Below are 17,085 nucleotides of genomic sequence, written 5' to 3' on the forward strand. Positions count from 1 at the left end.
GCTCCACCCGTACACCTGCCGCGGCGGATGCAAGAGCTAGGCTCGGACGCATGCAGCGGTGGCGGGGGACTCAGGCGGCGCCGGGTGGCTGGGGGCGCGCGGTCACCACGATCGGCGTCTTCGACGGCGTGCACCGGGGGCACCAGCAGGTGATCGGGCACGTCGTGAAGCGGGCCGGCGAGCTGGGCGTGCGGTCGGTCGTGCTGACCTTCGACCCTCACCCGTCCGAGGTGGTGCGGCCCGGGTCGCACCCGGCGGTGCTGACCGAGCCCGCGCGCAAGGCGGAGCTGATGGAGTCGCTCGGCGTCGACGTGCTGTGCGTGATCCCGTTCACGGTCGAGTATTCGCGGCTGTCGCCGGAGGCGTTCGTCCACGACGCGCTGGTCGAGCACCTGCACACGGCGCAGATCGTCGTGGGGGAGAACTTCCGCTTCGGCCACAAGGCCGCCGGTGACCTGGAGCTGCTGCACCGGCTCGGGCGCACCTTCGGCTTCGGGGTGGAGGGCGCGCCGCTGGTCGCCGACGAGGGCACCGTGTTCTCCTCGACCTACATCCGGGCCTGCGTCGACGCGGGTGACGTCGTCGCCGCCACCCGCGCGCTGGGCCGCCCGCACCGCGTCGAGGGCGTCGTCGTGCGCGGCGACCAGCGCGGCCGCGAGCTGGGCTTCCCCACGGCCAACCTGCTGACCTCGCCGAACGCCGCGATCCCGGCCGACGGCATCTATGCCGCCTGGGTGACCCGCGACCGGGACAACGAGCCGCACCGGGCGGCCGTGTCCGTCGGCACCAACCCGACCTTCTCCGGCAAGGAGCGGCGGGTCGAGTCCTACATCCTCGACTTCTCCGGCGACATCTACGGCGAGCGGATCGCCGTCGACTTCGTCGAACGCCTCCGTGAGCAGCGCACGTACACGGGCGTCGAGCCGCTGATCGAGCAGATCCGCGACGACGTCGAACAGGCCAGACGGGTGCTGGAACGCCCCGTCTGTTAGCCTTGGGTCGACGCCGGGTGACCGGCGGGGGCCAGGCTGCCTGCACGACGCCGCGGGGCCGGCCTATCGAGAAACAACCTTAAGGGAGAACATGGCGCTCGACTCTGCGCAGAAGACCGAGATCATGGGCAAGTACGCGACCGTCGAAGGGGACACCGGCTCGCCGGAGGTCCAGGTCGCGATGCTGACCAAGCGGATCGCGGACCTCACCGAACACCTCAAGCTGCACAAGCACGACCACCACAGCCGGCGCGGCCTGCTGCTGCTGGTCGGCCGTCGCCGCCGCCTGCTCAACTACCTGCAGCGCAGCGACATCGCCCGCTACCGCTCGTTGATCGAGCGGCTCGGCCTGCGGCGATAACGACTGAAGCGTTGGGGAGCGGCGTCCATGCGTCGCTCCCCTTCGTGTAGTGACACACTGGTATGGAACAACCGCCAGTTTTGTAACAGCCGCCCCGCCCGAGCGCGTCGGCGCACCGGTCCTCGGTAGTGGCTTCCGGGCAGATCAGCCCCGTGAGCTTCGATCGAAGACCGGCCGCAGACAGCTCCGCCCTGGGCGCACCACAACCCGAAGGAGCACCACACCACATGACCGAGCAGAGCACTCTCGGTACGCATTTCAGCACCGCGGTCATCGACAACGGCCCGCTCGGCACCCGGGAGATCACGTTCTCCACGGGCCGCCTGGCGCGCCAGGCCGCGGGGTCCTGCCTCGCGCAGCTCGGTGAGACCGTCGTGCTGTCCGCGACCACGGCCGGCAAGTCCCCGAAGGAGCAGTTCGACTTCTTCCCGCTGACGGTCGACGTCGAGGAGCGGATGTATGCCGCGGGCCGCATTCCCGGCTCGTTCTTCCGCCGCGAGGGCCGGCCGAGCGAGGACGCGATCCTCACCTGCCGCCTGATCGACCGGCCGCTGCGCCCCAGCTTCGTCAAGGGCCTGCGCAACGAGGTCCAGGTCGTCGAGACGATCCTCGCCCTCGACCCGGCGCACCCCTACGACGTCGTGGCCATCAACGCCGCGTCGCTGTCGACCAAGCTGTCCGGCCTGCCGTTCTCCGGCCCGATCGGCGCGACCCGCATGGCGCACGTCGACGGTCAGTGGATCGCGTTCCCGACGCTCGAGGAGCTCGGCCGCGCCACGTTCGACATGGTCGTCGCCGGTCGCACCCTCGCCGACGGCGACGTCGCGATCATGATGGTCGAGGCCGAGGCCACCGAGCACACCGTGGCGCTCGTCGCCGGCGGCGCGCCCGCGCCGACCGAGGAGGTCGTCGCCAGCGGCCTCGAGGCGTCCAAGCCCGCCATCCGCGAGCTGTGCCGGGCCCAGTCCGAGCTCGCGGCCGTCGCCGCGAAGCCGGTCCAGGAGTTCCCGACCTTCCTCGACTACCAGCCCGACGCCTACGAGGCCGTCGCCGGCGCCGTCAAGGACGAGGTCGTCGAGGCCCTGCGCATCTCCTCCAAGGCGGAGCGCGAGGAGGCCCTCGACCGGATCAAGGAGGCCGCCTTCCAGCGCCTCGCCGGTGGCTTCGAAGGCCGCGAGAAGGAGATCGGCGCCGCGCTGCGGTCGCTGACCAAGAACGAGGTCCGCGCCCGCGTCCTGCGCGAGCAGGTCCGCATCGACGGCCGCGGCCCGCGGGACATCCGCCCGCTGACCGCCGAGGTCCAGGTCCTGCCCCGCGTCCACGGCTCGGCGCTGTTCGAGCGCGGCGAGACCCAGATCCTGGGTGTCACCACGCTCAACATGCTGCGCATGGAGCAGACGCTGGACACCCTGGCGCCGGAGAAGTCCAAGCGCTACATGCACAACTACAACTTCCCGCCGTACTCGACCGGTGAGACCGGCCGGGTGGGCTCGCCGAAGCGGCGCGAGATCGGCCACGGTGCGCTCGCCGAGCGGGCCCTGATCCCGGTCCTGCCGGCCCGCGAGGAGTTCCCCTACGCGATCCGCCAGGTCTCCGAGGCCCTGGGTTCGAATGGCTCCACCAGCATGGGCTCGGTCTGTGCCTCGTCGATGGCGCTGCTGTCCGCCGGTGTGCCGCTGAAGGCCCCCGTCGCCGGCATCGCGATGGGCCTCATCTCCGACGAGGTCGACGGCAAGACGGAATACGTCACGCTCACCGACATCCTCGGTGCCGAGGACGCGTTCGGCGACATGGACTTCAAGGTCGCCGGCACCCGTGACTTCGTGACCGCGCTCCAGCTGGACACCAAGCTCGACGGCATCCCGTCGGACGTCCTCGCGGGCGCTCTGCAGCAGGCCCACGACGCGCGGCACGTCATCCTCGACGTGATGGCCGAGGCGATCGAGTCGCCGGCCGGCATGAGCCAGTACGCGCCCCGCGTGACCACGGTCCGCATCCCCGTCGACAAGATCGGCATGGTGATCGGGCCCAAGGGCCAGACCATCAACGCCATCCAGGACGAGACCGGCGCCGAGATCAGCATCGAGGACGACGGCACGATCTACGTCGGCGCGACCAACGGCCCGTCGGCCGAGGCCGCGGTCGAGCGGATCAACGCCATCGCCAACCCGACGATGCCGAAGGTCGGGGACAAGTTCCTCGGCACGGTGGTGAAGACGGCCGCGTTCGGCGCCTTCATCTCGCTGCTGCCCGGCCGCGACGGCCTGCTGCACATCTCGAAGGTGGGCAACGGCAAGCGCGTCGACCGGGTCGAGGACTTCCTCAACGTCGGCGACAAGGTCGAGGTGCAGATCGCGGACATCGACAACCGCGGCAAGATCTACCTGGACAAGGTGCTGACCGAGGCCGAGGCCGCCGCTGCGGCGGAGGCCACGGCGGCCGGTGGCGGCGCCCCGTCCGGCTCCGGCGGTGAGCGGCCCTCCGGCCGTGACCGTGGTGGCGACCGTGGCCCCCGCTCCCGCGAGCGCGGCGACCGGGCACCGCGGCAGGCTTCCGCGCCTTCCTCCTCCGAGCCGTCCTCCGAGCCGTCCGCCGAGGGCGACTCCGAGGGTGACGAGGACGGCGGCGAGTTCCGTCGCCGGCGGAACCGGCACAGCTGAGACATGGTGAGTCGACCGCTGACCCAGACGTTGGCAGATGACCCGCTGGGTGGCACGGTGCGCCGCACCGTGCTGCCCAACGGGCTGCGCATCCTGACCGAGGCGATTCCGGCGATGCGCAGCGTGTCGTTCGGCGTCTGGGTCGGCATCGGCTCACGGGACGAGACCCCGGCGCTGTCCGGGGTCTCCCACTTCCTCGAGCACCTGTTGTTCAAGGGCACCAAGCGGCGCAACGCGCTGGAGATCTCCTCGCAGATCGAGGCGGTCGGCGGGGAGACCAACGCGTTCACCGCCAAGGAGTACACGTGCTACTACGCGCGGGTGCTCGACGCTGACCTGCCGCTCGCCATCGACGTGGTGTGCGACCTGGTCATCGACTCCGTGCTGACCGACGCGGACGTCGAGACCGAGCGTGGCGTGATCCTCGAGGAGATCGCGATGCACGACGACGAGCCCGGCGACGAGGTGCACGACGTCTTCACCGAGGCGATCTACGGCAACCACCCGCTGGGCCGGCAGATCTCCGGCAGCGTGGCGAGCATCTCCGCGCTGACCCGCAAGCAGATCGACAGCTTCTACCACAGGCGGTACCTGCCGTCGCAGATGGTGATCGCCGCGGCGGGCAACCTCGACCACGCGAAGGTCGTCAAGGCGGTGCGCGCGGCCTTCAAGGGTCTTTCGGTCGCCGCCGACCCGGCGCCGCGGCGCTCCCGCACCACGAGGGTGCCGACCCGCTCCGGGCAGGTCGTGGTCCGCAACAAGGACACCGAGCAGGCGCATGTCGTGCTCGGCTGCGTGGGCTACCCGCGGCAGCACGAGAACCGCTTCGCCGTCGGCGCGCTCAACAACGTCCTCGGCGGCGGCATGTCGAGCCGGCTCTTCCAGCAGATCCGTGAGCAGCGCGGGCTGGCCTACTCGGTCTACTCGTTCACGTCGCAGTACAGCGACGCGGGGCTCTTCGGGGTCTACGCCGGCTGCGCGCCCGGCAAGGTCGAAGAGGTCCTCTCCATCACCCGGGACGAGCTGGCCAGGGTCGCGGCGGAGGGCGTCACCGACGCCGAGGTCGAGCGCGGCAAGGGCATGCTCAAGGGCGCGGTCGTGCTGGGCCTGGAGGACACCGGGTCGCGGATGAGTCGCCTCGGCAAGGGTGAGCTTCTGTACGACGAGCTGATGTCCGTCGACGAGGTGCTGCGCCAGGTCGACCTCGTCACGCCCGAGATGGTCCGTCAGGTGGCCGCTGAGCTGCTGTCCCGGCCGATGTCCCTCGCCGTGATCGGCGACTTCGACGACAACGCCTTCGCCGGAGCGTTGGGATAAATTATCCCGTGTGACTGCAAAGATCAGGGTCGGCGTGCTCGGCGCGCGCGGCCGCATGGGCACCGAGGCGTGCCAGGCCATCTCCGCGAGCGCCGATCTTTCGCTGGTGGCGTCGCTGGACGTCGGTGACTCGCTGGTCGAGGATCTCGACGTCCTGGTCGACTTCACCACACCCGACGTGGTGATGGACACGCTGCGGTGGTGCGTTTCCCATGGCGTGCACGCGGTCGTGGGCACGTCGGGCTTCACCACGGCGCGGCTGGACGAGGTGCGGTCCTGGCTCGCTGACAAACCTGACGTCGGCGTGGTCATCGCGCCCAACTTCGCCGTCGGTGCCGTGCTGATGATGGAGTTCGCGGCCCGCGCCGCCCGCTACTTCGAGTCGGTCGAAGTGGTCGAGATGCACCATCCTCAGAAGATCGACGCGCCGAGCGGCACCGCGCTGCGCACCGCTCAGCTCATCGCCGAGGCGCGTGCCTCCGCTGGGCTCGGGCCGGTGCCCGATGCCACGACGGAGGAGATGGCGGGTGCCCGCGGCACGGATGTCGAGGGGGTGCCGGTGCACTCGCTGCGCGTCCGGGGGCTCGTCGCGCACCAGGAGGTCCTCTTCGGTGCCACGGGGGAGACGCTGACCATCCGGCACGACTCGTTCGACCGGAAGTCGTTCATGCCGGGCGTCCTGCTCGCCGTCCGTGCCGTCGTGTCACGGCCGGGACTGACGGTCGGGCTCGGCCCGCTGCTGGACTAGCGTCACGTTGTGTAGTCGTTTCGCGTTCAGTCCGACGTTTCCAAATGGTGGGATCCAGAGGCCCCAATTCGGGCGCAACAGGGTCACATCGCGGTAACGACAGGGGCTTCTTCGGTCTCGAGTGACACGTGCCACCGGATCTGCGGGATGAGCAGATCATCAACATCGAGTGACCGGCTGACCCCGTCCGGGGCCCAGCCGGAACTCTCCAGAAATCGACGCGTAACACGGTCGTCGGCGAACGTCCAGGCAAGGGCTGTCGTAAATCCGTCAGTACGCCATAAATCGACACTAGCCGCCAGCAATCGGCTGCCGTGACCGCGACGTCCCCAGCGGGGTTCAACCAGGACATCGGTGATGGCGGCGGCCTTCGTCAGGACGGTGTGATCTTCGTCCGGGGCGAGCGCGGTGTCGTCTGCAGGACCTGACGCGGCAAAACCCACGACGTATGCTGAGGTCGGTCCGGCGCCGGGCGACTCCTGTTGCTCCACCGCGACCAGGACCCGGTGCTCAGGGGTCGGCGGTTCCGTGATTGCGTCTCGCCACCTGCGGGTAATCCAGTCTTCGTCCAGTTGGTCGAGGATGTGTTGGGGCAGCAGTCGCCGATAGGCGACCCGCCAGGTCGAGAGTTGGATGCGCGTGATCTCGACGACGTCGTCGAGTCGCGCCGGTCGGACGAACCCGAGCGTCATGACGCAGCAGCCTACGGATTTTGTGTGAAGAGCCACGTGGCGGGGTAGCGCCGGCTCGTCACAGTTGGACCCGAGCAACCGTTGAGACAGGCAGCAGCTAAAGCCAGCAACGAGCGATGGAGGGCAGCACAAGTGGCGGAGCGAGGACGAGTCGCCGTGTTGACGGCCGTCCGGCCCAAGCTTCGGCCCCGGGTCAAGCAGGTCCTCATCGTGGCGGCCGTATGGGCCGTCGTATGGGCCTTCTTGTACGTGGCCGCGGCGAGAAACGGGTATTTCGACCTGAAGGTCTACTACGGCGCCATGGACTACTGGGTGAACAAGGGTGGCGACATCTATGACTACCTGGTCCCCGGCACGCCGTACGGCTTCACCTACCCACCGTTCGCCGCTGCCCTGATGTCGCCGATGGCGCTCATCGGCTGGCACAGCGCGATCGCGATCAGCGTGACGATGAACGTCGTCGCGCTCGGCTTCATCATCACCTGGCTCATCGGCCCGGTCATCAAGCGCCAGGGTTGGCAGTTCTGGTTCTCCCTGGCCATCGCCTTCGGCCTGGTGGCCGCCTTCGAGCCGGTGCGCGAGACCGTCAACTTCGGCCAGGTCAACATCCTGCTGCTGTTCATGGTCGTCGGTGACCTGCTGCTGCTCGTCCGTGGCGGCTCCCGCCTCGGCGGCATCGGCGTCGGCCTGGCCACCGCGATCAAGCTCACGCCGGGCGTGTTCATCCTGTACCTCGTGGTCACCCGCCGCTGGCGCGCGGCCGCCGTCTCCACGGCCACCGCTGCCGCCGCGACCTGGGCGGCCGCGACCTTCGCGCCGGACGCCTCGCGGGTCTTCTGGACCGACGCGATGTGGAACACCGACCGCGTCGGCTCCGCCACGTTCGTGTCCAACCAGGCGCTCAGCGGTCTCGTCGCCCGGCTCTTCAACCCCGACCCGATGAAGCCGCTGTGGCTGCTGCTGGTGGTCGGCGCCCTCGCCGTCTGGGCGTGGCGGGTCCGCAAGGCGATCAAGGCGGGCGACGAGCTCGCCGGGCTGGCGCTGACCGGTCTGGTCGGCTGCATGGTCAGCCCGATCAGCTGGATCCACCACCTGGTGTGGGTGCTGCCGTCGATCGCGGTCCTGCTGGACCACGCGACCGACAAGAGCAGCGACGCCCGCCGCAGGCGGCACCTCATGATCTTCGGGGTGTTCTCGTACCTGCTGCTGTGCAGCCGCACGCCCTGGGCGTTCCACATGAAGTTCGACGGTCTCGGCCTGATCGGCGGCAACGCCTACGTGCTGCTGATGATCGCCCTGCTGATCACACTGCCGATCCGCGAGCCCGCTTCGGAGAGCTCCGGGCCGCCCCGCACGGCCAACCCGGCCACGTCGACCGGTCCGGTCGTCGAGGAGGTGCCCGACCTGGTGGAGATCGACCGGCGGGTCAGTGCGGCGTTCGACGCCAAGGACGCGGGGGAGCCGGCCCGGCCGCTCGTCGGCGCCTGATCTCTCATAGTCCGGCAAAGCGGCCCCGGTTTCTCCGGGGCCGCTTTTTGTCGTACCCCGGCGATAGCCTCGCGGGGTGCTGACACTCACGCAGGCGCGGAGGATCGCTCTCGCCGCTCAGGGCTTCGCCGACCGTGCCCCGGCGGGCGTGCCCGAGCGGCGCCATCTGAAGCGGGTCCTCGGCCGCACAGGTCTGCTGCAGATCGACTCGGTCAATGTCGTCCAGCGCGCGCACTATCTGCCCGCCTACAGCCGCCTGGGCCCCTATCCGACCGAGCTGCTCGACCGGCTCGCCTATCGCCGCCCCCGCGAGCTGTTCGAATACTGGGCCCACGAGGCGTCCCTCGTCCCGGTCCACCTGCACCCGGCGCTGCGCTGGCGGATGCAGTCCGGCGCCGCCTGGGGGCGGATGGTCCGCATGGCCAAGGAACAGCCCGAGCTGATCCGGTGGGTGCTCGAGGAGATCCGAGCCAAGGGCCCGATCACCGCCAACGAGGTCGAGGGCGACCTCGCCGGCCCCCGCAGCAAGGACCACTGGGGGTGGAACTGGTCGGACACCAAGACCGCGATCGAGTGGCTCTTCTACACCGGCGAGGTCAGCGTCGCCGCGCGCAACGCGTCGTTCGCCCGGGTCTATGACGTCCCCGAGCGCATCCTGCCCGCCGCGGTCCTCGCCGCGCCCACCCCAGAGCCCGCCGACGCCTACCGTGACCTGGTCCGCGTCGCCGCCCGCTCCCTGGGCGTGGCCGCCGAGGCCGAGCTGCGCGACTATTTCCGGTTGCCGCTCGCCGGGGCGCGCACGGCGATCGCCGAGCTGGTCGAGGCGGGGGAGCTCATCCCCACGGAGGTGGAGGGCTGGCAGCCCCGCGCCTATCTGCACCACGAGGCGCCCAACCCGCGCCCCATCGGGGCGGCGACCCTGGTCAGCCCCTTCGACCCGCTGATGTGGGAGCGGGCCCGGGTGGCACGGCTGTTCGGCTTCACCTACCGCATCGAGATCTACGTCCCGCCCCTGCAGCGTCTCTATGGCTATTACGTGCTGCCGTTCCTGCTCGGCGACCGGCTCGTCGCCCGGGTCGACCTGAAGGCGGACCGCCGCTCCTCGACCCTGCTGGTGCCGGCCGTGTGGGTGGAGCCCCTCACCGGACGCGGCGCACCCTCGCGGGGCGAGGTGGCGGAGGCGCTGTGGGCGGAGCTGCGCCGGTTCGCGGGGTGGCTGGGCCTGGAGCGGGTCGACCTGCCGGTGGCGGGCGACTTCGCGGTCGACCTGGCCAAGGCGATGACCACCTGACCACCGGCGCGACGCGGAGCGTGGCCACCGGCGCTTTCCATGATCTGGAAGAGTTTGTGCTGCTCTGGAGCCTGTTGCGTTCTGGCGGAAAACTGTCTCGTCGACGGTCGTCGCGACCCTCGACGGCTACCGATCGGCCGCGACCGGCTCGCACAGCCGTGTTTTTCTCAGCACGGAACGTGAGACGGCCATTTCGCAACAGGCTCTCTGGCGACACAAACTCTTCCGGATCATCAAGAACCCCCACCGTGACGGCGCGGCGTCGGCGGTCCGGTCGTGCGGCCCCTGGTGTGCTGGCCTGCGCGGTGTAGCGTGAATGGCGTGACGTCACCTCTTCAGGCCGCGCCCAGCAGTGACAGGCTGGCGGCGTTCGCCGGTGCGCCGCAGGCCGGCATGGAGCAGCAGCCCGGGCCGGACCATCCGCCGCACGCTTACCAGTACAGCTACGTCGCGCCGCCGAAAGGGCGGATCGCGCGGCTGGTCGAGCGGATGCCGCGCTGGGTGTCGCCGCTCGGCTTGACGACGCTGTTGTCCGGCGGTGTGGCGTACACACTGCTGATGCGGCCGACCGAGACCAGTGCGACGGCCGCTCCGACGTGTGTCATGAAGCTGTTCACCGGGTTCGACTGCCCGGGGTGCGGTGGCACCCGCGCCGCCTGGTATCTGCTGCACGGCGACATCCCGGCGGCGGCGCACCACCACGCGATGATGGTGTTCGCGACGCCGTTCCTGGTTTACATGTATGTGAGCTGGACCCTCAACCGGCTGGCCGGCCGGCAGGTGCTGCCGACGATGCGGCTGTCCAGCGGCGCGCTCATCGGCTTCCTCGTGGTGTGGTTGGTGTGGTCCGTCGCACGCAACCTGCCCTGGGCGCCGTTCGACTGGATGTTCGTTTAGTACCCTCGGAAAATGCTCTCCGCCAAAGCGATCGCCTGGACGCACTTCGAAGCTCCCGCAGACGTCCCGTGGGAGACCGATGCGGACGGCGGGCAGGCGCTGGCGGAGTTCGCGGGCCGGGCGTGCTACCAGTCGTGGAAGAAGCCGAACCCGGCGACCGCCACCAACGAGGGCTACCTGCGCCACATTCTCGAGGTCGGGCACCTGTCGGTGCTGGAGCACGGGACCGTCACGTTCTACCTGACCGGCGTGTCGCGGTCGTTCACGCACGAGCTGGTCAGGCACCGGCACTTCTCCTTTTCGCAGTTGTCGCAGCGGTACGTGCCGGGGCGCGAGGCCCAGATGGTCGAGCCCGACGTGATCGCCGAGGATCCGGCGCTGCACAAGGTGTTCGTCGAGGCGTCGGAGGCGGCGCTGCGGGCCTACAACGAGCTCCTGGAGGGCCTGGAGGCCAAGTTCAGCGAGGTCGAGGACGGCACGAGCCGGCGCAAGCAGGCCCGGCAGGCGGCGCGGGCGGTGCTGCCCAACGCGGCCGAGACGAAGATCGTGGTGACCGGCAACTACCGGGCGTGGCGGCACTTCGTGACCATGCGCGCGACCGAGGCGGCGGACGTGGAGATCCGCCAGGTGGCGATCGCCTGCCTCAAGGAACTGCAGCGCGTGGCGCCCAACGTATTCGCGGACTTCACCATGACGACGCTGGCCGACGGCACCGAGGTCGCCGCCGCCCAGTACAGCTGGGAATCTTGAGCTGAGCGACCAGAAGGCGTCCGCTAGGTTGTGCGTATGACACGCACCGGTTCCGACCCCGGCCGGCCGTTCGGCCGGCTGCTCAGCGCGATGGTGACGCCATTCCGCGCTGACGGTTCGCTCGACGTCGACGGTGCGGCGCGGCTGGCCGCTCACCTGGTCGACGACCAGGAGCACGACGGCCTGGTGGTCAACGGGACCACCGGCGAGTCGGCGACGACCAGCGACGCCGAGAAGGACCAGGTGTTGCGCGCCGTCATCGAGGCGGTCGGCGACCGGGCCACGGTGATCGCCGGTGTCGGCACCAACGACACGCATCACACGATCGAGCTGGCCCGCGCAGCGGAGAAGGCGGGCGCCGACGGGCTGCTCGTCGTCACGCCGTATTACAACAAGCCCCCGCAGGCGGGCATCCTGCAGCACTTCCGGTCGATCGCGGATTCTTCCGCGCTGCCGGTGATGGTCTACGACATCCCCGGCCGGACCGGCGTCGCGATCGAGACCGACACCATGTGCCGCATCGGCGAGCACGAGCGGATCGTCGCGGTCAAGGACGCCAAGGGCGACCTCGGCGAGAGCGCCTGGGTGATCAAGCGCACCGACCTGGCGTATTACTCGGGTGAGGACAAGCTGACCCTGCCGCTGCTGTCGGTCGGCGCCGTGGGTGTGGTCGGCGTGCCGACGCACGTGTTCGGCCCGGAGACCAAGCGGATGATCCTGGCGCACGAGGAGGGCGACGTCGCCCGTGCCCGGGCGCTGCACCTGCGACTGCTCCCCGCGTTCTGCGGATTCTTCCGCACGCAGGGTGTCATCCTCACCAAGGCCGCCCTGACGCTGCTGGGCCTTCCCGCCGGGCCGGTGCGCCCGCCGCTGGTGTCGGCGAACGCGGCGGAACTGGGCCGGCTGCGGGAGGATTGCGCTGAGGCGGGCCGCACGATCGGCACCGCGGACCAGATGGCTCATCACAACGACCTCGGAGTGGCCCTATGACAGTGGCACACATCGAGCTCGAACCACCGCCGCCACTCACTCCAGGCGCTCTGCGGGTCACGCCGCTGGGCGGGCTGGGCGCCATCGGGCGCAACATGACGGTGTTCGAGCACGACGGCAAGATGCTCATCATCGACTGCGGGGTGCTCTTCCCCGACGTCGAGCAGCCGGGCGTCGACCTGATCCTGCCCGACTTCTCGTCGATCCTCGACCGGCTCGACCAGGTTCAGGCGATCGTGCTCACGCACGGCCACGAGGACCACATCGGGGCCGTGCCGTATCTGCTCGCCCACAAGCCCGACATCCCGCTCGTCGGGTCCAAGTTCACACTCGCCCTGGTCGAGGCGAAGCTCGCCGAGCGCCGCATCGAGCCCTACACGCTGACCGTCAAGGAAGGCCAGGTCGAGCGGCTCGGGCCGTTCGAGTGCGAGTTCTTCGCGGTCAACCACTCGATCCCCGACGCGCTCGCGGTGGCCGTGACCACGGCGGCCGGCACCGTGCTGCACACCGGCGACTTCAAGATGGACCAGTTGCCGCTCGACGGCCGCATCACCGACCTCGCCGGGTTCGCCCGGATCGGGGCCAAGGGCGTCGACCTGCTGCTGTCGGACTCGACCAACGCGGAGATCCCCGGGTTCGTCACGCCGGAGCGGGAGATCGGTCCCGTCCTGGAGCGGACCTTCGGCCGGGCCAAGGGGCGGATCATCGTCGCGTCGTTCGCGTCGCACGTGCACCGGGTCCAGCAGGTGTTCGACGCCGCGCACGTGCACGGCCGCAAGGTCGCCCTGATCGGCCGGTCGATGGTGCGCAACATGGGCATCGCCCGCGACCTGGGGCTGCTCCGGATCCCGGCGGGGCTGCTGGTGCCGATCGACGAGGCGATGGGGCTGCCCGAGGACCGGGTCGTGCTGATGTCGACCGGCTCCCAGGGCGAGCCGATGAGCGCCCTGGGCAGGATGGCCAACGGCGACCACCGGCACGTGCAGATCGGCGAGGGCGACATGATCGTGCTCGCGTCGTCGCTGGTGCCGGGCAACGAGACCGCGGTGTACCGGGTGATCAACCAACTGTCCCGGGCCGGCGCGCTCGTGGTGCACAAGGACGTCGCCAAGGTCCACGTGTCCGGGCACGCGCCCGCCGGTGAGCTGCTGTACCTGCTCAACGTGGTCAAGCCGCGCAACTTCATGCCGGTGCACGGCGAGTGGCGGCACCTGCGGGCACACGCCCAGCTGGCCCGCGACGCCGGTGTCCCCGACGACCGGGTCGTGCTCTGCGAGGACGGCGACGTCGTCGACCTCGTCGACGGCAAGGCCTCCCTGGTCGGTCACATCCGGTCGCGGTACGTCTACGTCGACGGCCTCGCCATCGGCGACGTGGGCGAGTCGCTGCTCACCGAGCGGCGCATACTGGGTGACGGCGGGTTCATCGCGGCGACCGTGGTCATCGACTCGGTGACCGGCAAGGTCGTCGCCGGACCGACGGTGTCGGCGAAGGGCTTCTCCGACGACCCGGCGATCTTCGCCGCGGTGCTGCCGCTGGTCACGGAGGCGCTCAACAAGGCCGCGACCGAGGGCATCACCGATCCGCATCAGCTGCAGCAGATCGTCAGGCGCACGGTCGGCCGCTGGGTCAACGAGGCCTACCGGCGTCGCCCGATGATCGTCCCGACGGTGGTGGAGGTCTAGCGGGAATGTATGAGGTGCTGGCGCCCACCGTGCTCGTCCTGCACTTCTGCTTCCTCGCCTACGTGGTGCTGGGCGGGTTCCTCGCCTGGCGGTGGCCCAGGGCGTTGTGGCCGCATCTCGCGGCCGCCGCCTGGGGCCTCGCCGTGGTGGGCATCCCGCTCACCTGCCCGTTGACGCTGGTCGAGCACTGGGCCCGCCGCAAGGCCGGCGAGACCGGCGTCGGGAAGGGCTTCATCGACCAGTACATCGAAGGCGTCCTCTATCCGGAGCGCTACACCCATCTGTTGCAGGTGTTGGTGGGGGTGGTGGTCGCCGTCTCCTACGCGGGGATCTTCGTGCACCGCAGAAAGCGCCGGAACACGACTGCGGGGTCCGAAGAAATGTCGGAGCCTACCGCTACGGTGTGACCATGGCGGGCCGCACCTCTCAGGCCGGCCGCGGTAGCACCCCCAGCGCCCGCGGCGGATCGAGCACGCCGTCCAAGCGGGCAACTCCGGCGAAGCGGACCGCGGCTGCCACTGCCGCTTCCACGTCCGCGTCACGGCGGACTCCGGCGAAGCGGGCGACGCCCGTGCGCCGCACAGCGGCATCCCGGCGGCGCGGCGGCGCGGTCGTGGCCACGCCGCTGGGGTTGCTCGGCCGGGGCATGATCGCGGTCTGGATGGGCGTCGCGCACGGCGTCGGCTGGGCCGCCCGCGCCGTCGGCCGCCAGGCCGCCAGCGCCCGCGAGCTGGACCCGGCGCACCGCCGCGACGGCGCCGGCCTGGCCCTCATCGGCCTCTCCGTGCTGCTCACCGCGGCGCTGTGGTTCCAGTCGGCGGGCCCCGTCGGGCACTGGCTCGCGGGGATCTGCCACACGTTCATCGGCGGCGCCGCCGCGGTCCTCCCGGTGCTGCTGCTCGTCAGCGGCGTCCGGGTCATGCGCTCCGACCCCGAGGATGACCACCGCGGCCGCGGCCTCGTCGGCTGGAGCGCGCTGTTCATCGGCGGCACCGGCCTCATGCATCTCGCCGCCGGCGGCCCCGAGAATCCGGCGCTCATGGACAAGGCCGGCGGCCTGCTCGGCCGCGCCGGCGGCGGCCTGCTCGACAAGGCCGTCACCACCTGGGTCGCCGTGCCCCTGCTGCTCATGCTCGCCGGGTTCGGCCTGCTGGTCGTCACCGCCACCCCGATCAGCCGCATCCCGCACCGCTGGCGGCAGCTGCGCGACCTCGCCCTCGGCCGCGTCGAGGACCCGACCCTCGACGTCGACGAGGAGTTCGAGGAGCTCTATGACGAGCCGGAGCCCCGCCCGGCCCGCAAGTCGCCGCCCCGCCGCCGGCAGGCCGCACTGCCGCACCCGCTCGACGACGAGGACGGCGGCCCGCTCGGCTATGACGCCTCGGCGCCCGGCGCGGGCTTCGACCGTGACCTCGACGACGACGCGATCGTGCACGACACGGTGGTGCTGCCCCGCCCCGCGACCGTCTCGCGGAAGAAGGCGAAGGAGCGGGAGAAGGACCCGCCGGAGCACTCGCCGCTGCCCACCCGCGCCGAGCAGCTCGCGCTCACCGACGCCGACTACAAGCTGCCTCCGCCGGACCTGCTCGGCACCGGCGACGCGCCGCGCGGCCGCACCCGCGCCAACGACGAGGTGACCGCCGCGCTGCAGGGCGTGTTCGAGCAGTTCGGCGTCGACGCCCTCGTCACCGGCTTCACCCGCGGTCCGACGGTGACCCGCTATGAGGTCGAGGTCGGCCACGGCGTCAAGGTCGAGCGGATCACCGCCCTGTCGCGCAACATCGCCTATGCGGTGAAGTCGCCCGACGTGCGCATCCAGAGCCCGATCCCCGGCAAGAGCGCCGTCGGCGTCGAGATCCCCAACCCCGACCGGGAGAATGTCGCGCTCGGCGACGTGCTGCGCTCCCGCGTGGCGGCCAGCGACCATCACCCGCTGATCGTCGCTCTCGGCAAGGACATCGAGGGCGGCTATGTGATGGCCAACCTGGCGAAGATGCCGCACATCCTGATCGCCGGCGCGACCGGCGCGGGCAAGTCCAGCTGCCTCAACACGCTGCTGGTGTCGCTGCTGACCAGGGCCACGCCCGACGAGGTGCGGCTGCTGCTGGTCGACCCGAAGCGGGTCGAGCTGACCAGCTACGAGGGCATCCCGCACCTGGTCACGCCGATCGTCACCAACCCGAAGAAGGCGGCCGACGCCCTCGACTGGGTCGTGCGCGAGATGGACATGCGCTACGACGACCTGGCGGCGGCCGGGGTCCGGCACATCGACGACTACAACCGCAAGGTCCGGGCGGGGCAGATCACCGCGCCGCCGGGCAGCGAGCGGGTGATCCGGCCGTATCCGTATCTGCTGGTCGTCGTCGACGAGCTCGCCGACCTGATGATGGTCGCGCCGCGCGACGTCGAGGACTCGGTCGTCCGCATCACGCAGCTCGCCCGCGCCGCCGGCATCCACCTGGTCCTCGCCACCCAGCGCCCCAGCGTCGACGTCGTCACCGGCCTGATCAAGGCCAACGTGCCGTCGCGCCTGGCGTTCGCGACCTCGTCGCTCGCCGACTCCCGCGTCATCCTCGACCAGCCCGGCGCCGAGAAGCTGATCGGCCGCGGCGACGCCCTCTTCCTGCCCATGGGCGCCTCCAAGCCCATCCGCATCCAGGGCGCCTGGGTCAGCGAGACCGAGATCAGCGACATCGTCAAGTTCTGCAAGGAGCAGCGCGAGCCCGAATTCCGCGAGGGCGTCACCACCAAGCCCGAGGACGTCAAGAAGAAGGTCGACGAGGAGATCGGCGACGACCTCGACCTGCTGCTCCAGGCGATCGAGCTCGTCGTCACCAGCCAGTTCGGCTCCACCTCGATGCTGCAGCGCAAGCTGCGGGTCGGCTTCGCCAAGGCGGGCCGCCTCATGGACCTGATGGAGACCCGGGGCATCGTCGGCCCCTCGGAAGGCTCCAAGGCCCGCGACGTCCTCATCAAGCCCGACGAACTCCCCGAGGTCCTGGGCGCCCTCAAAGCCACCGAAGGCGACGACGACTAGAAGCCCAGCCCCGCCGCCGAAAGGCACCGGAGGCCGGTGCCAGCCATCGGCCTCTTTCCCGTGATCCGGAAGACTTTGTGCTGCTATGACGCAATGCCGGTGAGTTAAGGATTTGCGTCGAGGGTTGTCGATGCCGCGTGGCGGCTTGCGCAGCAACGAAGCTCCCGTTACACATGC

The 17,085-nt window shown here is 70.2% G+C and carries 14 protein-coding genes; 13 read left to right on the forward strand and 1 reads right to left on the reverse strand.

The window, feature by feature from the left end:
• Nucleotides 1-50 precede the first annotated feature (50 nt).
• The 5 genes from ABZS58_RS43130 to dapB all read left to right on the forward strand — a co-directional run bounded on the left by ABZS58_RS43130 (nt 51) and on the right by dapB (nt 6,078).
• The gene (locus tag ABZS58_RS43130; protein WP_354789824.1) at nt 51-992 is read left to right on the forward strand and encodes a bifunctional riboflavin kinase/FAD synthetase; all 942 of its coding nucleotides are present in this window, start codon (nt 51-53) and stop codon (nt 990-992) included.
• 91 nt (nt 993-1,083) lie between these two features.
• Nucleotides 1,084-1,353 carry a 30S ribosomal protein S15 gene (gene rpsO, locus ABZS58_RS43135; protein WP_203846174.1) on the forward strand — a complete coding sequence of 90 codons (270 nt, stop codon included), beginning with the start codon at nt 1,084-1,086 and terminating at the stop codon, nt 1,351-1,353.
• A gap of 227 nt (nt 1,354-1,580) precedes the next feature.
• Nucleotides 1,581-4,013: a polyribonucleotide nucleotidyltransferase gene (locus ABZS58_RS43140; protein WP_354789825.1), complete on the forward strand. Its 2,433-nt coding sequence runs from the start codon at nt 1,581-1,583 to the stop codon at nt 4,011-4,013.
• 3 nt (nt 4,014-4,016) lie between these two features.
• The gene (locus tag ABZS58_RS43145; RefSeq protein WP_354789826.1) at nt 4,017-5,330 is read left to right on the forward strand and encodes a pitrilysin family protein; all 1,314 of its coding nucleotides are present in this window, start codon (nt 4,017-4,019) and stop codon (nt 5,328-5,330) included.
• A 10-nt stretch (nt 5,331-5,340) separates the two neighbouring features.
• Nucleotides 5,341-6,078 carry a 4-hydroxy-tetrahydrodipicolinate reductase gene (gene dapB / locus ABZS58_RS43150; protein ID WP_354789827.1) on the forward strand — a complete coding sequence of 246 codons (738 nt, stop codon included), beginning with the start codon at nt 5,341-5,343 and terminating at the stop codon, nt 6,076-6,078.
• Between the two features lie 83 nt (nt 6,079-6,161).
• Here dapB and ABZS58_RS43155 read toward each other — a convergent pair whose 3' ends face one another.
• Complete coding sequence (locus tag ABZS58_RS43155) at nt 6,162-6,770, reverse strand: GNAT family N-acetyltransferase (protein ID WP_354789828.1); 609 nt, start codon at nt 6,768-6,770, stop codon at nt 6,162-6,164.
• A 156-nt stretch (nt 6,771-6,926) separates the two neighbouring features.
• Here ABZS58_RS43155 and ABZS58_RS43160 point away from each other — a divergent pair, with 156 nt between their 5' ends.
• From ABZS58_RS43160 to ABZS58_RS43195, 8 genes are all read left to right on the forward strand, one after another.
• A complete protein-coding gene (locus ABZS58_RS43160) occupies nt 6,927-8,258 on the forward strand; it encodes a glycosyltransferase 87 family protein (RefSeq protein ID WP_354789829.1) in 1,332 nt (443 codons plus the stop codon).
• A 76-nt stretch (nt 8,259-8,334) separates the two neighbouring features.
• Nucleotides 8,335-9,549: a crosslink repair DNA glycosylase YcaQ family protein gene (locus tag ABZS58_RS43165; RefSeq protein WP_354789830.1), complete on the forward strand. Its 1,215-nt coding sequence runs from the start codon at nt 8,335-8,337 to the stop codon at nt 9,547-9,549.
• A 321-nt stretch (nt 9,550-9,870) separates the two neighbouring features.
• Nucleotides 9,871-10,446 carry a DUF2752 domain-containing protein gene (locus ABZS58_RS43170; protein ID WP_354789832.1) on the forward strand — a complete coding sequence of 192 codons (576 nt, stop codon included), beginning with the start codon at nt 9,871-9,873 and terminating at the stop codon, nt 10,444-10,446.
• A gap of 12 nt (nt 10,447-10,458) precedes the next feature.
• Nucleotides 10,459-11,196 (forward strand): FAD-dependent thymidylate synthase, encoded by a 738-nt coding sequence (thyX, locus tag ABZS58_RS43175; RefSeq protein ID WP_354789833.1) that lies wholly within the window; start codon nt 10,459-10,461, stop codon nt 11,194-11,196.
• 36 nt (nt 11,197-11,232) lie between these two features.
• Entirely contained in the window at nt 11,233-12,186 is a 954-nt protein-coding gene (gene dapA / locus ABZS58_RS43180; protein ID WP_354789834.1) for a 4-hydroxy-tetrahydrodipicolinate synthase, read from the forward strand.
• Nucleotides 12,183-13,871, forward strand: a complete 1,689-nt coding sequence (locus tag ABZS58_RS43185) for a ribonuclease J (protein ID WP_354789835.1) — start codon at nt 12,183-12,185, stop codon at nt 13,869-13,871. The genes dapA and ABZS58_RS43185 overlap by 4 nt, the downstream gene beginning before the upstream one ends.
• A gap of 5 nt (nt 13,872-13,876) precedes the next feature.
• Nucleotides 13,877-14,278: a DUF2784 domain-containing protein gene (locus tag ABZS58_RS43190; protein WP_354789836.1), complete on the forward strand. Its 402-nt coding sequence runs from the start codon at nt 13,877-13,879 to the stop codon at nt 14,276-14,278.
• 2 nt (nt 14,279-14,280) lie between these two features.
• Nucleotides 14,281-16,908 carry a DNA translocase FtsK 4TM domain-containing protein gene (locus tag ABZS58_RS43195; RefSeq protein ID WP_354789838.1) on the forward strand — a complete coding sequence of 876 codons (2,628 nt, stop codon included), beginning with the start codon at nt 14,281-14,283 and terminating at the stop codon, nt 16,906-16,908.
• Nucleotides 16,909-17,085 lie beyond the last annotated feature (177 nt).

Source organism: Dactylosporangium sp. NPDC005555, assembly GCF_040605635.1.
Lineage (GTDB): Bacteria > Actinomycetota > Actinomycetes > Mycobacteriales > Micromonosporaceae > Dactylosporangium.